Source organism: Vibrio sp. 378 (genome assembly GCF_033339435.1).
Genome location: NZ_JAWOUO010000006.1, coordinates 129,211 through 145,721, shown reverse-complemented (window position 1 = coordinate 145,721; position 16,511 = coordinate 129,211). Strand labels below are relative to the sequence as shown.

Annotated in this window: 10 protein-coding genes; all 10 read right to left on the bottom strand. The window is 45.4% G+C overall.

The window, feature by feature from the left end:
* Positions 1-147: 147 nt before the first annotated feature.
* The 10 genes from R7Q48_RS13090 to hrpB all read right to left on the bottom strand — a co-directional run bounded on the left by R7Q48_RS13090 (position 148) and on the right by hrpB (position 16,507).
* Complete coding sequence (locus R7Q48_RS13090; RefSeq protein WP_005380055.1) at positions 148-1,179, bottom strand: ABC transporter ATP-binding protein; 1,032 nt, start codon at positions 1,177-1,179, stop codon at positions 148-150.
* A complete protein-coding gene (locus R7Q48_RS13085; RefSeq protein ID WP_005386564.1) occupies positions 1,179-2,804 on the bottom strand; it encodes an ABC transporter permease in 1,626 nt (541 codons plus the stop codon). The genes R7Q48_RS13090 and R7Q48_RS13085 overlap by 1 nt, the downstream gene beginning before the upstream one ends.
* A 99-nt stretch (positions 2,805-2,903) precedes the next feature.
* Positions 2,904-3,917: a Fe(3+) ABC transporter substrate-binding protein gene (locus R7Q48_RS13080; protein ID WP_005386566.1), complete on the bottom strand. Its 1,014-nt coding sequence runs from the start codon at positions 3,915-3,917 to the stop codon at positions 2,904-2,906.
* A 152-nt stretch (positions 3,918-4,069) separates the two neighbouring features.
* A complete protein-coding gene (locus R7Q48_RS13075) occupies positions 4,070-5,299 on the bottom strand; it encodes an ammonium transporter (RefSeq protein ID WP_005386568.1) in 1,230 nt (409 codons plus the stop codon).
* A 27-nt stretch (positions 5,300-5,326) separates the two neighbouring features.
* Entirely contained in the window at positions 5,327-5,665 is a 339-nt protein-coding gene (locus R7Q48_RS13070) for a P-II family nitrogen regulator (protein WP_005386570.1), read from the bottom strand.
* A gap of 188 nt (positions 5,666-5,853) precedes the next feature.
* Positions 5,854-6,222 carry a YacL family protein gene (locus tag R7Q48_RS13065; protein ID WP_318132323.1) on the bottom strand — a complete coding sequence of 123 codons (369 nt, stop codon included), beginning with the start codon at positions 6,220-6,222 and terminating at the stop codon, positions 5,854-5,856.
* A gap of 99 nt (positions 6,223-6,321) precedes the next feature.
* A complete protein-coding gene (gene acnB / locus R7Q48_RS13060) occupies positions 6,322-8,919 on the bottom strand; it encodes a bifunctional aconitate hydratase 2/2-methylisocitrate dehydratase (RefSeq protein ID WP_005380009.1) in 2,598 nt (865 codons plus the stop codon).
* Between the two features lie 268 nt (positions 8,920-9,187).
* Complete coding sequence (locus R7Q48_RS13055) at positions 9,188-11,518, bottom strand: patatin-like phospholipase family protein (protein WP_005380018.1); 2,331 nt, start codon at positions 11,516-11,518, stop codon at positions 9,188-9,190.
* 122 nt (positions 11,519-11,640) lie between these two features.
* Positions 11,641-14,013, bottom strand: coding sequence for a penicillin-binding protein 1B (gene mrcB / locus R7Q48_RS13050; RefSeq protein WP_017820402.1), 2,373 nt, complete (start codon positions 14,011-14,013; stop codon positions 11,641-11,643).
* Positions 14,006-16,507 carry an ATP-dependent helicase HrpB gene (gene hrpB, locus R7Q48_RS13045; protein ID WP_318132322.1) on the bottom strand — a complete coding sequence of 834 codons (2,502 nt, stop codon included), beginning with the start codon at positions 16,505-16,507 and terminating at the stop codon, positions 14,006-14,008. The genes mrcB and hrpB overlap by 8 nt, the downstream gene beginning before the upstream one ends.
* Between the last annotated feature and the right edge of the window lie 4 nt (positions 16,508-16,511).

Below are 16,511 nucleotides of genomic sequence, written 5' to 3'. Positions count from 1 at the left end.
TGCCCGCTTCGAGCACTATGATGAGAGTCAACGCTGTCTGAAAAGGCGCTCATCAACAGGAGAAGAGCACTTGCCCGGCTCCACAGCCGGGCTTTTTTATTGTATGTTGGAAAGTCGTAAACGAGATAGCAAAGATACTCAGGAGCGTTAAGCAAATGCCAGGACGCCTTGCGTTTCAATTTTCACCGCGACGGACTCACCTATATTTAATGCTTGCGAAGCTGTAGCTAACAAACGGTCACCATTCGCGTTAATCACATAACGGCAGTGATCACCCATAAAATGCTGTTCCAATACGGTTACCGAACTATCTTCATCGGATTGAATTTGTACATGCTGCGGTCTTAGCAGTAAAGAGCACTCCGCCTGTACTGGAATATCTTGTTGAGCCGTGGCTTCAACCACGCCCAAGTGGGTTTCATATTCTGAATTCGAAACTCGTTTAGCAGCAAGGTAACTGCCACCACCTAAGAAATCAGCGACAAATTTACTTGAAGGTTGGTAGTAAAGCTCAGATGCTGTGCCATATTGCTCGATGACTCCATTGTTCATCACTGCCATTTTATCGGCGAAAGCAAAAGCCTCTTCACGGCTATGCGTAACAAAAATGGCAGTCACACCTTGGGCCTTAAAAATCTTACGGATCTCACTTATCAACTCATGGCGAACTTGCGTATCAATATTAGAAAACGGTTCATCCAGTAACAGTAAGTCTGGGCTGTAAGCTAATGAGCGAGCAATCGCAACACGCTGCTGCTGTCCACCAGACAATTGATGAGGATAACGATCGCCATAACCTTGAAGATGCACGAGTTCTAACATCTCTTGAACTTTGGCATTTTTCTCTTTTGTCGAGCACTGCTTTAAGCCAAAGGCAATGTTTTGCTCCACCGTCAAGTGAGGAAAAAGTGCGTAATCTTGGAAAATCATCCCTATATTACGCTGTTCTGGCGGCAACCAGTTTTCCCCATCATCAATTGTGACGCAATTTAGACTCATTTCGCCTGACGTTAACGGCAATAATCCCGCAACGGCCTTTAATAGTGTTGTTTTCCCACAGCCACTAGCTCCTAGCAAACAGACAATCTGCCCTTGTTCTACCTCAAGAGACAATGATTCGAGTACGGTTTGATCATCATATTGGCACGTTAGGTTTTTAATTGATAATGCACAGCTCATCAGTGATTTTGCTCCAGTGAACGGTTAACAACAACAAGCGGGATCAACCCAACAAGAACCAACAGGACCGCTGGTAAAGCGGCCAATTCTAAATGCTCATCCGAGGCGAAGTTATAAACGTATGTGGCTAGTGTTTCAAAGTTAAACGGACGAAGTAACAAAGCCGCATTGAGCTCTTTCATTGACTCGATAAACACTAATAAAGCCGCAATCAGTGCACCGCGCTTAACCAGCGGAAAGTGCACGCGCCACAGCATGGCATTGGGCTTACAACCCATAGTGCGCGATGCCATATCTAACGACGGAGAAATTTTATTTAAATTACTTTCGATACTACCAATCGCTACCGCGGAAAAGCGCACAACCATGGCAAATACTAGTGCGAACATGGAACCAGAAAAGATAAGTCCCGGCCTTCCCCACTCCATGGCTTTAGCAACGTCGTTGACACGATGATCCATAAACAGCACAGCGACCATCACACCGATGGCTAGTACCGTTCCTGGTACTGCATAGCCCATAGAAGAAAGACGCATAAATGCCAAGCTTTCTCGTTTACCATTGACTCGATGGGTAAAGTTAACGATCAGTGCGACAGCAACACCAATAATCGCAGCAATAACAGACACAACTAAGCTATTCCATGCGTATTCACGAAACTCTGAGGTCCAACTCTGTGCAAAATAAGTGATCGCATAATCAATCAGCTGTAGTAGCGGCAAAATAAACGCGACCGAAACCAAGCCCCAGCACCAAACTAGTGCGGTCCACTTTTTCCAGCCCGTCAACTCGTAACGAAAATCTTCGTGACTGTTAAATTGGCTTTGAAAAAGCTTTTGTTTACGGCGGCTGTATCGTTCGGCACTAAGAAGCAGTACTACAATGACGAGCATCATGGCAGAAATCTTGGCTGCCGCATTAAGATTAGAGTACCCCAACCAAGTATCGTAGACCGCTGTGGTTAACGTATTCACCGCGAAGTAACTTACCGTACCAAAGTCACCAATGGTCTCCATTGCGACCAATGATAAACCCACTGCGATAGAGGGTCTTACTAACGGCATCGAGATGCGCCAAAAACTTTCCCATGGAGAGCACTTGAGCAAACGCGCGCTTTGCAATAAAGAGACATTTTGCTCCATAAACGCAGCCCGGCACAATAAATACACGTAAGGATACAACACCAAAGCCAACACAAAGGTCGCACCAGGCAACGTACGAATGTCAGGGAACCAATACTCGCCAGGTCCCCATCCGGTTACATCACGCAAAAAGATCTGAATCGGGCCTGCAAAATCAAACCAATCAGTAAAAATATAACCAATGATATAACCTGGCATTGCAAGAGGTAGTACCAATGCCCACTGCAACCATTTTTCGGTCGGCAGTTTACACATGGCCATTATCCAAGCGCTTGGAATACCAAGAATTAAGGACAGCACCATTACGCCAACAGTTAGCGCAACCGTGTTAAAAATATAAGTCGGCATGACCGTTGCCATTAAATGAGCAAACAAATCATCCGTTTCACCAATCGCGGTGTAGAAGATCGCTAAGATCGGCAAAACCAGTAGCAGAGTTATTACCCCACTACTGGTTTTCCATAAAGAGTGTTTATCTTTCATCGCCTAATTACTGCAAGGCTGTATGAAATACAAATGCTGTTGCAAATACATCTCATATCCTTTAATCAAATGGGGGTACTGTTATACCCCCACAAGGAATTAAAGGTCAAATTTCACTTCGTCTAATAGCTTAATTGCCGCTTCGTGGTTGGCTGCAATATCGTCTAGAGAAAGCTTGTCTGCTTTAAAGTCACCCCAAGATTCCACAAGCTCAGAACGCTTCACGCCTTCTTTAACTGGGTACTCATAGTTAACTTCTGCGTACATTTGCTGCGCTTTGTCACCCGTTAGGAATTCCATTAGCTTCACAGCATTGTCTTTGTTTGGAGAGTACTTCGCCATCGCCATACCAGAGATATTCACGTGAGTGCCTGTAGTCTCTTGGTTAGGGAAGTTGATGTAAACTGCATCAGCCCAAGCTTTTTGCTCTTTGTCGTTAACCATTTTACCTAGGTAGTAGCTGTTACCTAGAGAAACATCACATAGGCCTTCTTTGATCGCTTTAACTTGTGCACGGTCGTTGCCTTGTGGTTTGCGAGCAAGGTTTGCTTTCACGCCTTCCAACCACTCTTTGGTTTCTGCTTCGCCATTGTGAGCAATCATTGCTGAAACTAGAGAAACGTTGTACGGGTGCTTACCGCTACGAGTACAAATTTTACCTTTGAACTCTGGCTTAGCTAAGTCTGCGTAGTTGAAATCTGCGCCTAGTTTACCTACGCGATCACGTGATGAATAAACGCTACGAGAACGTAGAGTTAGAGCAAACCACTCATTCTCTTTATCTTGGTATTGAGCAGGTACGTTTTCTTCAATGATTTTGCTATCGACTTTCTGAACTAAACCTTTGTTTGTCAGTTCAGCTAGACGGCTGATGTCTGTCGTAAGAATAACGTCAGCAGGGCTGTACTCACCTTCTTGAGCTAGCTTTTCTGCTAAGCCTTTTTTAGCAAATTTTACGTTTACTTTGATGCCAGTTTCTTTAGTGAACTCATTGAACATAGGTTCAACTAGGAAAGGTTGACGGTAAGAGTAGACGTTCACTTCTTCAGCAGCCATTGCTGTTGGAGCTAGAGTAGCGCAAGTTAGTGCTGAAAGAGTTAGCAGTTTTTTCATTGTTTAATCCTTTACCATGCTAATGATAACGTTTATCAGTTGCGTTATTATATGTATGTTCAATAAGAAGACAATGACGAATATTAAAAAACCTGCTCATCGGAGCAGGTTTTATTGTGTTAAGTGTGTAACCATTTATTACAAGCTAATGATTATTTCACCGTAACAAACTCTGGGTAAGCACCAACACCACAATCATGCATGTCCATACCTTCCATTTCTTCATCTTCTGTAACGCGAATCCCAACGGTTGCTTTCAAGATTGCCCACACAACTAGGCTGGCACCAAATACCCAAGCAAAGATAACTACGGCACCTAAAAGCTGTGCACCAAACGTTGCATCACCGTTGCTCAGTGGCACTACCATTAGGCCGAAGAAACCACACACACCGTGAACTGAGATAGCACCTACTGGATCGTCAATTTTAAGTTTATCTAGAGCAATGATACTGAATACAACTAGTGCACCCGACACCGCACCAATCGCAACCGCGTACAGTGGTGATGGCGATAGAGGGTCTGCAGTGATGGCAACCAAGCCAGCTAGCGCGCCATTGAGAATCATCGTTAAATCGGCTTTACCCCAAGTAGTTTTACAAACGAATAGCGCCGCAATTGCACCGGCAGCCGCTGCTGCGTTAGTGTTTAGAAAGATCTGACCTACCGCTGTAGCATTCTCAAAATCTGAAACCATCAACTGAGAACCACCGTTAAATCCAAACCAGCCAAACCAAAGGATAAAAGTACCCAACGTTGCCAAAGGCATGTTAGAACCTGGAATCGGATAGATTTCACCATTTTTACCGTACTTACCCTTACGCGCGCCAAGCAGTAACACACCAGCAAGAGCAGCAGAAGCACCTGCCATATGTACGATACCAGAACCCGCAAAGTCACTAAATCCAGCTTCTGCTAGGAAGCCTCCACCCCATGTCCAGTAACCTTCCATTGGATAGATAAACGCAGTTAAAATCGCAGAGAAAATCAAGAAAGACCAAAGCTTCATGCGCTCAGCTACCGCACCAGAAACGACGGACATGGCAGTTGCAACGAAGACAACTTGGAAGAAGAAGTCAGACTCTAAAGAGTGGTCGGCCCCTTCACCTTGAGTACCAATTAGCGTACCAAATGAAGGTAACCAGCCTCCTTCTCCATTATCGACATACATGATGTTATAACCGACGATCAGAAACATCGTACATGCGATGGCGTACAAACAGATGTTCTTCGTAAGAATTTCTGTTGTGTTTTTAGAGCGCACAAGGCCAGCCTCTAGCATCGCAAAGCCTGCTGCCATCCACATTACCAACGCACCGGAAATGAGGAAGAAAAAGGTGTCAAGTGCGTAACGTAACTCGGTTACTGTTGTTGTTAATTCCATAATAAGTATCTCCAATCCTTTGAATTCTTAAAGTGCTTCTGCGTCCATTTCGCCAGTTCGGATACGCACCGCTTGGTTCAGATCGTAAACAAAAATTTTACCGTCGCCGATTTTTCCGGTTTGCGCAGCTTTTGTAATTGCTTCAACAACACGATCTACATTGTCTGCGTGAGTCGCGATTTCAATTTTCACCTTTGGTAGGAAATCAACTTGATACTCTGCACCGCGATACAATTCCGTGTGACCTTTTTGACGACCGAACCCTTTAACTTCTGATACTGTCATCCCTTCGATACCGACATCAGCCAATGCTTCTCGTACATCGTCTAATTTAAACGGCTTAATAATGGCATTGATTATTTTCATTGAGTTATCTCCGAAGCTTTCATCCTGAAACACTTCTTATAATCCAATCTACGTGCCAAGTTTTTAAGTCATTGAATAATAAAAGCTAACCTCAATTTACATATCTATAAACAAAAAGAGCGCACCATATCGGTGCGCCCTTTTCACAAATTTAAAGCAACGGCAGAGAAGTTACCCAAAACTGTGCATTAAATGTTCAAAAAGTCTTTCCATTGTTCGATAAGTGTCATGAAATCCTCTATCCCACAACTTGCTGTACTTTCTGCATTGTAGAAGTCGAACTCACTTTCCATCTCGACATCATATTCATGGGCTAATGCGTTTTCTTGTACAAGAACTTCGTCGCCCTGAATCATCAAGCTAATTTCCGTGCCTGTTAGGTTATGCTCCTGAGAAGGCGCTGAAAATGACCGCTCAATTAGCTTTTCAACCTGTGCAATATTCATCGGATCTTTGCCAATTTCTTCTTGCAACCAGCGCCCTACAATCTCATGTCCCATGCTACATTTTACGTAGTACTCGCCCATCAACGTGTTACGAATGAATTCAAATTCCACCGAGATTGCCTATTTCGTATCAATTTGGTGCGAGTATAGCGAATTGCTCCCATAAAAAAAGCACCTCATATGAGGTGCTTTCGAATTGTGCATTTCTGATTATGCCGGTTCTTGGAAGATCACTTCGTCCGCTTTCTTGGTGTATTGATCCATTTTATGGAAGTTCAAGTAGCGGTACGTATCCGTTGCCGTAGCGTCGATTTGCTTCGCGTATTCTAGGTATTCTTCTTTGGTTGGAATCTTACCTAGGATTGCACCTACTGCAGCTAGCTCAGCTGACGATAGGTAAACATTCGCACCAGTACCCAGACGGTTCGGGAAGTTACGCGTTGAAGTCGACATTACTGTTGATTTATCTGCAACACGTGCTTGGTTACCCATACAAAGTGAACACCCTGGCGTTTCAATACGCACCCCTGCACGTCCGAAGATACCGTAGTAGCCTTCTTCAATCAGTTGGTCTTTATCCATCTTTGTTGGTGGCGCTACCCAAAGGCGCGTCGCTAACTGGCCATTGAACTTATCAAGCAATTTACCTGCTGCGCGGAAGTGACCGATGTTCGTCATACAAGAACCGATGAACACTTCATCAATCGCTGTGCCTTGTACTTCAGACAACAAACGAGCGTCATCTGGGTCATTCGGTGCACATAGTACTGGCTCATTGATTTCAGCCATATCGATTTCAATCACATGTGCGTATTCAGCGTCTTTATCTGCTTGCATCAGCTCAGGGTTTGCTAGCCACTCTTGCATTGCAGTAATGCGGCGCTCGATAGTACGGCGATCACCGTAGCCTTCAGAGATCATCCACTTCAGCATCACGATGTTAGAGTTTAAGTACTCTTCGATCGACTCTTGAGACAATTTCACAGTACAACCTGCCGCCGAACGCTCTGCAGATGCATCAGAAAGCTCAAATGCTTGCTCAACCGTTAGCGTTTCTAAGCCTTCAATCTCAAGGATACGGCCAGAAAATTCGTTGATCTTGCCCGCTTTCTCTACCGTTAGTAGACCTTGCTGAATCGCGTAGTAAGGGATGGCATGAACAAGATCACGCAGTGTAATACCCGGTTGCATTTCACCTTTAAAACGAACCAAGATTGACTCTGGCATGTCTAGCGGCATAACGCCTGTCGCAGCTGCAAAGGCAACCAAGCCCGAGCCTGCTGGGAATGAAATACCCAGAGGGAAACGAGTATGTGAGTCCCCACCCGTACCGACAGTATCCGGTAGTAGCATACGGTTTAGCCATGAGTGGATAATACCGTCACCAGGACGAAGAGATACACCACCGCGGTTCATAATAAAGTCCGGAAGTGTATGGTGAGTGTTAACGTCTACTGGTTTTGGATAAGCCGATGTGTGACAGAAAGACTGCATGACAAGATCAGCAGAGAAGCCGAGACACGCCAAGTCTTTAAGTTCATCACGAGTCATAGGGCCTGTAGTATCTTGCGAGCCTACTGTCGTCATCTTCGGCTCACAGTAGGTTCCAGGACGGATGCCTTCTACGCCACATGCTTTACCAACCATTTTCTGTGCAAGCGTGTAACCCTTGCCAGAATCTGCGATTTCACCAGGTTTGCGGAATACGTCCGAAGGCTCAAGACCTAGCGATTGACGCGCTTTGTCTGTCAAACCACGACCGATGATCAATGGGATACGACCACCAGCACGAACTTCATCAATCAGTACTTCTGTTTTTAGCGAGAACTCAGCTAGAACCTCACCAGTTTCGTGGTTGCAAACTTTACCTTCATATGGGTAAACATCGATAACATCGCCCATGTTGAGCTTAGTTACGTCAACTTCAATTGGTAGTGCGCCAGCATCTTCCATTGTGTTAAAGAAGATAGGGGCAATTTTGCCACCAAGCACATACCCACCAGCTCGTTTGTTTGGAACGTAAGGGATATCATCACCCATAAACCAAAGCACTGAGTTGGTTGCCGATTTACGTGAAGAGCCAGTACCAACAACATCACCAACGTAAACCAATTGATGACCTTTGTCTTTTAACTCTTCAATTTGCTTGATCGGGCCAATAGTACCCGGTTGATCAGGGTTTATTCCTTCACGCTCGTTTTTAAGCATCGCCAGTGCGTGTACTGGGATATCAGGACGAGACCAAGCGTCAGGTGCAGGTGAAAGGTCATCCGTGTTCGTTTCACCTGTTACTTTAAATACGGTTAGAGTGACTTTTTCTTCAAGCTTAGGCTTAGAAAGGAACCACTCAGCATCAGCCCATGATTGAAGTACTTTCTGTGCATGCGCATTGCCTGCTTTCGCTTTCTCTTCTACGTCATAGAAAGCATCAAACATCAGCAGCGTATGAGACAGCGCTTTTACTGCGATCTCTGCCAGTGCTTCATCATCCAATAGCTCAACTAGCGGTTCGATGTTGTAACCACCTTGCATAGTGCCTAGCAGTTCAGCCGCTTTTTCACGACTCACTAATGGTGATTTAACTTCACCTTTTGCTACTGCTGTTAGGAAACCCGCTTTTACATAAGCAGCTTCATCAACACCTGGAGGGATACGGTTTTCAAGTAGGTCAAGAATGACTTCTTCTTCACCTTGCGGGGGATTTTTCAGAAGTTCTACAAGTCCAGCAACTTGTTCTGCGTCTAGCGGTTTAGGAACAACTCCTTCAGCAGCACGCTCTTCGACGTGTTTACGGTAGGCTTCAAGCACGACTTTTTCCTCTCATTGCGGTTCCTCCTCTATTATTACTATTGTTAAAGTAAAGGAGTGAACATCCTTGGAAACTTGGCTCTCCATTGCCCTTGTTTTCATTCAATTATGATTGAGAAACAGCGCCGTAGAGGCCAAACTGTGGGCAAAATAATAGCAAATTTAACCTTAAATTAAAATCTTATCATTTTGACCAACATAGCAACTTACGACTAAAGTTCTGCTAATTTTGACCAAATATGCCAAGTTTTTGCTTTCTCATACCCGGTTAATTAAACGATGTTCCTACGATCAAATACACAGCATCCAAATCTTGCTCGGTACGACCGTATGCCAACATTATTGGTCCTATTGGTGAGTCAACACCAAAGAAGATGGAACCAGCATTGTAAAGCGGCGCTTCGTTTAGTTTCAGATCATTATCAGACCAAACACCGCCATATTCGACCGATGCGCCCAGGTAGACTGGAGCTTCAAACAATCCGAAATCATTATCAAACCACTTATATCGGTACACCAAACTGCTGAAAAATAAGTTCTGTCCGATCAGGCTATTTCTTGGGATTCCCGATAGGCTTAAGAAGCCGCCCAACTCTCTGGGATCAAGCGGTAAAGATGAGTTTTTACTCTCTACAAAACTATATTCAGCATGTCCGACTAAAGTATGACGCTGATGACTCACTGCACCTTTAAATCGTGCAGAGATTTCATACACGGTATCTTCAATAATTTTGTCAGTTTCTAAAAGGCTAACGCCTTGAGGACTTTGATCATGAGACACTAAATATTCGAGATCGACTAAAAGTCCACGAGTCGGAAATGCGAAATCATCAAGTGTATCCAGGCGATAGTTGGCAAACAGGCCACGACGTTCAAAATCCAATTTACCAGCAGAAGCCAAAGTAGAAAGCTCAATATCTCCGGTAGAGTAGCGAGCGCCAAATCGAAGTTCTTGCCACAATGTGGGTTGGATACCTATCGCTAACTCTGTTGTAAAATCATCGTAAGTGACCGGAAAAAAGTCATTTACTGACTCTAAATCTGGTGCTTGAGGCTCTGTTAAAGGTAAGTTTCGGCTCTCACTACCATAGGAAATTCGCCCCGATACAAAAAGTTCTTGGCTAGATAAAACAGGGGAATACAACTCAGCTTCAATCAGCTTATCCGTGCCCATTTCTACGTTGAACGCCAACTCCGCGCCATGAGAGTTTAAATTGGTAAAGTTGGTCGATATTCCTATGCCGTACTGGCTATCTGTATCGAAGTCATCTTCAAGAAAAAATCGGAAGTTGAGATAATTAGGCCCCCACGACTTCTCGTTAACATCAAAAACCAACAATGTCTCACCATCAACTTCTTCAAAGTGATAAGTGATGAGCTCGAACCTATCTAACGCGTAGAGGTTTTCAACGGCTTTCTCAATTTCGGCCGTTGAAATACGACGTCCGGTTTCTAATTCAATACGATTCGTCAACAACACATCGCTGTAGTGCGTGTTATTAACAATCACTATGTCATCAACCACACGCTGATCGCCATAAATCAAAGTTTTACGAACTTCTTGTTTGCGATCGATGTATTTTTGATAGTCCGCATTGGACAAGCGCAACCCTTTCAGCTTGTCTTTTAACTGCTTGGTAATATCGTACCCAGCTTGAAAAGCCCAAGGCATTTTGTCGAACTCGACGGTTTCCATGGTGCCCACATTGGGACGAATGTAGATATCTTGAGGTTCAAGCTCGTCCACTTGCTGTTGTGTACTACGACGAACGAGATAGTTAGAGAGTTGGTCCGCGACAGTAAACAGCCCCGTAAATTCATCTTCGGTTTTGTAATCGGTGCTAATATCGACGGCAATAACGACATCAGCCCCCATGGCGCGAGCCACATCGACAGGCATGTTATTGACGACGCCGCCATCAACAAGCATATGGCCATTGAGCTTATAAGGAGGAAGCGCTCCTGGTACAGACATGCTAGCCATCATTGCATCAACAAGGTAACCATTGCCCAGTACGACTTCTTCTAGGGCAAGAATATCTGTCGCAACAGAACGATAGGGAATGGCAAGATCATCAAAAGAATCGAATCGCCCTAAGTTCCCTGTAGTCTCACGCAATACTCGCAACATGTTCTGGCCTTGCACCACACCCGTTGGTGCTCGTACCTCACCGAATCTTAAGCCGAGGTCGGTATTAATTTGATAGCGGTCTTCATACTCTTTGTCACGAACTCTACGTTGGCTACGGTCAACACGATCTCGATAACCGCTGCCCCAATCGACGGTGTAGATAAAACTCTCGATTTCATCAGCACTCATCCCCGTGGCATAAAGCCCACCCACATAGGCGCCCATACTGGTACCGGTCACAATATCCACAGGAATCTGCATTTCTTCCAATGCTTTTAAAACTCCAATGTGTGCCGCCCCTTTCGCTCCGCCACCAGCGAGCACAACCGCCACCTTTGGTCGAGGTTCCAAGTCATCCGTTTTTGTTAGAGAGTTGGCGAGGGAAACAGAAGGAGTGATCATCAAAAAGGTACTAACCCAAAGCGCAAAGTTGCGAACCGATGGGCTTGATAACAGCTTTTTGAACATTCACTTCTTCCTTTATTGAATATCTGATCAAGTAGGGCGTGCTAGCAGTACTGTACTAACACGCCCTAATATGTACTAAGAATTAATCAGATAAACAAGCTAATGTTGTTGATTTGGCGATGCTACCAATCAAATATGCTATTTAACCAGTTTGATTTCTTCTCACACTGTTGCTTTATCTGACCGGTTTTATCCCAAACCGGCAGTTTGTAATCACTACGGCAGTTCATTTCTAAACCTCCATCAGATGTAGGCTTGAACCCTAATGTGGTGATTTCTCTTGGCCATGGGAGCTCTAAACGCTCAGGAATACGCTGCTTCAAGTACTCTGCGTATACTCGTAATGCACCACTCGACCCCGTTAGATTCACGGGTTTATTATCGTCGCGGCCTAGCCAAATTGTCGTCACCTCACGACCATCAACACCGACAAACCAACTATCGCGGTTATCATTACTGGTACCCGTTTTTCCTGCCAATGCAGCCCAACCAAACTGGCTTTGTAAGAAGCGGCCAGTGCCTTGAGCAACCCCTTGTTTCATCGCGTAGGTCGTTAGCCATGCTGCTTGTTCATCCACGGCTCTTGATGAACGAGGCAAGGATTGATACAGCACATTACCTTCCATATCCATGACTGAGCGCAGAGCGGTCAGTTTTGCACGCTTACCTGAATTCGTCAGAGTCTGATACATCTGTGCGACTTCGAATGGCGTCAAAGAAAACGAACCCAAAAACATCGAAGGCACTGGGCGAATTTCGTCTTTGTTCACGCCCAAACGCTCTAAAGTATTGGAGACTTCAGGAATGCCAAGTGCCATACCTAAGCGCACGGTTGGTACGTTAAGTGATTTCGCTAAAGCAATGTAAAGTGGCACATCACCACGATATTTTCTATCGTAGTTGCGCGGCGTCCACACGTTACCTTTACTGCTCTTCAGACTTAACGGCGTGTCGTGTAGCGTCGTGCCTAGGTTGTATTTATCCGGTTGTTCTAGAGCCGTTAAGTAAATCGCTGGTTTCACTAAAGAACCAATCGGACGACTGGCATTGAGCGCGCGGTTAAAGCCTTCATAACCGACACGTTTACCACCAACCATCGCACGGATTTCACCACTATGGCGATCAACGGCCACAGCAGCGGCTTCTAACTCTTTACCACCCCGTTTAGCTAGTTCTGGGATCTTTTTCGCGATAGCTTGTTCCATTTTGCTTTGCGATACTGGGTCCAGAGACGTAAATACGCGCAGTCCGGTCTCTGCCTTAAATCGCTCCCCAACTTTTTCTTTTAATTCAATACTCAATTGTTGGAAATAAGCTGGCTGACGGCTCGCAATACGTGGCTTGCTTTGCGTATCGAGTGGACGACTTACAGCTTGTTCATACTGCTCTGAAGTCAACATGTTTTGCTGCATTAACAGGCGCAGAACGAGATCACGACGCTCTTTCGTTCTCTCAGGGTAACGAATTGGGTTGTAGTAAGACGGTCCTTTTACCATCCCAACTAACATCGCCAGCTGATCGATTCGCAACTCCTGGATTGGCTGCCCAAAATAGTAACGCGACGCCAAGCCAAACCCGTGGATCGCTTCACCTCCACTTTGACCTAGGTACACTTCGTTTAGGTAGGCTTCTAAGATACGATCTTTGCTGTAACGGTAATCCAAAATTAGCGCGATATACGCTTCTCGAACTTTACGCCACAGTGTTTTATCACGAGTCAAAAATAGGTTTTTTGCCAGTTGCTGAGTCAACGTACTACCGCCTTGAACAGTACGACCGGCCTTAATGTTCGCAACCAATGCACGTGCAATCGCGAGCGGTGACACCCCGTCATGTTGATAAAAATCCCGGTCTTCGGTCGCAAGCAGCGCATCCACTAAAATTTCAGGGAACTGATCACGACGTAAGAAAAGGCGCTGTTCATCACGGTCTTTCTCCAGCATGCCCAACATCTTCGGTTCTAGGCGCAAGTAACCAAGGTCTCCTCGAGATTCTAAAGACTGAATACGTTGCAAGCCAGAATCAGAAAAATGCAGCATAATGTGACGATCCGGCTCGGGACCATCGGCAAACTCGAATGGACGACGAATCAATTCAATCCGAGTGGAAGAAGAGGAATATTCGCCTGGGTAACGAGGTTGACTCACTTTACGGTAATTCAACACATCTAGCTCGTTGCGCAGTTCTTGGATGGTGATATTCTCACCAGGGCTTAGATTCAAGATACGGGCATAAACCACCGTTGGCAGCTCAAACAGCTGGCCTTCAAAGCGTTCTTTCACCACACTATCTAAGTAAATCCCAACAAACAGCAAAACAGCGGCAAGTGCAACGCCAGCTTTCCAGCTAAACGACCACAGAACTTTCAACCACGAACGTTTCTCGTTAGTCGGCTTTTTACTCGGCGTACGTCGAGTCTGTTTTGCGGCTCCTTTATTGGTTGTACTTTTCTTCGCTGGCGCTTTTTTCGCGCTAGGCTTCTTGCTGTCAGTCATTATTCAATTGTCTTTTTGTTTTCGTTGTTGCTACATGATTGGCAGGATCATCTGGCCAAACGTGTTTTGGGTAGCGCCCTTTCATCTCTTTTTGAACGTCTTTGTAGCTTCCGTTCCAGAAAGCCGCCAAGTCCGACGTTACTTGCAATGGACGTTGTGCCGGTGAAAGCAGTTCAAGCACCAAACGCTTGCGGCCAAGAGCCACCGTTGGGGAACCACTCTCCCCAAATACTTCTTGCATACGCACCGATAATATCGGCTCATGGCCATATTGGTAACGGATACGCTTCTTTGAACCTGTGGGCAGTTGGTAATGCTCAGGTAACCATTCATCCAGTTGTTGATTGAGTGGCCAACCTAATCGAGCATTAAGCGCTTCGACCAAGTTTATCTTGCTCAGGTCTTTAACCGAACTGACAGACGTCATGTATGGTTCTAACCACTCCCCTAATGAATCCAGCAAACTGACTTCATCAAACATTGGCCATGACTGCTCAGGTAACCATTCCACCGCACAACGAATCCGAGCTAACAAGCTCTCCGCTGCCGGTGTCCAGTTTAGACTCTGTAAGCCCTGGCGGCGGACATACGTGAGTAAAGCTTGTGTCATTTTTTCTTTGTCCGGGCTTGGCAACGGCTCGCGTTCAACGACCAGCAGACCGAGTTTTATTTGTCGCTCAGCTATTAGACGGCCTCTTTTTTCATCCCAGTCCACTACTTCTTCAGACGAAAATAGCGTATCAAAGGTCGTTCGCAATATATTGACATCCAATTCACATGCCGAATGAATTTGACTTGAATTAGAATGAGAACGCATTAAGTCAACGGCAACCAAATACTCACAGCCACCTAGCATGTCTTCCTGACGACATTCTGCACCATGACCATTAGCCAAAGTAAATCGCCCAAATTGATTTGTGCGCTGCTGTGCAATGCGATCTGGAAATGCCAAACTTAACACCAGCGGTAATGCATCTTCATCCACGCCTTTCAGGTCAAATACCGTATCCAATTTGTATGCCAGAGATTGAGCACGCTTGAACAACATCGACTTTTTTGGATGAGTACCAACAAGCCAACGATGCAAGCTATAAGAGATATTGGTAGCATTTCTCTCTGGCTCTTCAATCAGTGCGACCGCCGCCAAAGCAGCATTTAACATCTTATCACTGTAAGATTGCGCTTTAATTAGCATCGCAGCCGCACGAGGCTCAACGCCTAGTTCATGCGCCTGTTTTCCTTCGGACGTTAATTGCCCTTTTTCCGTCAGTAGTCCCAATGACACCAATAGCTGCTTCGCTTGTTCCAATGACGCATTAGCGGGAACATCAAGCCACTTTAGATCGTGGATATCACCCGTTCCCCAAAAGGCAAGCTCCATAACTAAACTAGCCAAATCGGAATGAAAAATTTCGGGTTGGGGAACCAGCGGTTGCTGCTTGAACTGGTTTTCAGAATAAAGACGAACACAAATGCCCTCTTCTATTCGTCCCGCTCGTCCTGCACGCTGAATCGCTGAAGACTGTGCAATGCATGTTTGCTCTAAGCGTGTTAAACCGTTTTTCAAATCAAAGCGGGCAATACGCTCTAACCCAGAATCAACGACGAGGCGAATGCCTTCAATCGTTAGTGAAGTTTCTGCAATGTTGGTCGCTAGAACGACTTTACGCTTACCTTGTTCTGCTGGCGTAATCGCTTTTTGTTGATCTGCAAAGCTCAGTTGACCATAAAGTGGGCATACGTCGATATCATCCGCTAAATGAGACAACCGCTCTTCAACTTGTTTTATGGCACCAACACCCGGTAGGAAAGCTAACAAAGATCCAGACTCTTTGTTCATAAGACTTTCTATTGTTTTTGCCATACTCGTAGGTAAATGCTCGTTCACACCTAACGGCTGGTAGCGCATTGCCACATCAAAGCTGCGCCCTTCAGATTCAATGTAACTGGCTTCCGGCAACAACGATTGTAATGCTTGTTGGTCAAGCGTTGCCGACATTACCACCAGCTTGAGATCGTCTCGCAATGCCTCTTGAACTTCTAAACTGAATGCCAAAGCGGTATCGGCATGAATGCTGCGTTCATGAAACTCATCAAAGATCAGTAGATCAACCCCATCCAGTTCTGGGTCAGTTTGAATCATCCGAGTCATGATCCCTTCGGTCACGATCTCCAGCTGCGTTGCAGAACTTACCTTTGCCTCGCCACGAACTCGATAACCCACGCGTTGACCAACTTGTTCTCCCAATTGCTCAGCAAGATAACGGGCAATGTTACGCGCCGCGAGTCGTCTTGGCTCAAGCATGATGATTTTTCCAGCAACCGAATGATTTAAGAGTAACTGCAAAGGGAAGTAAGTCGACTTACCGGAACCAGGCGCCGCTTTTAAGATCACTTGATGTTGATTTTTGACCGCCGTCAGCAACTCAGGCATCACGGCTTCAATCGGCAATTGTGACAAAGGAAATACCTTATGGTGTAATGGTGGCAACATTGTA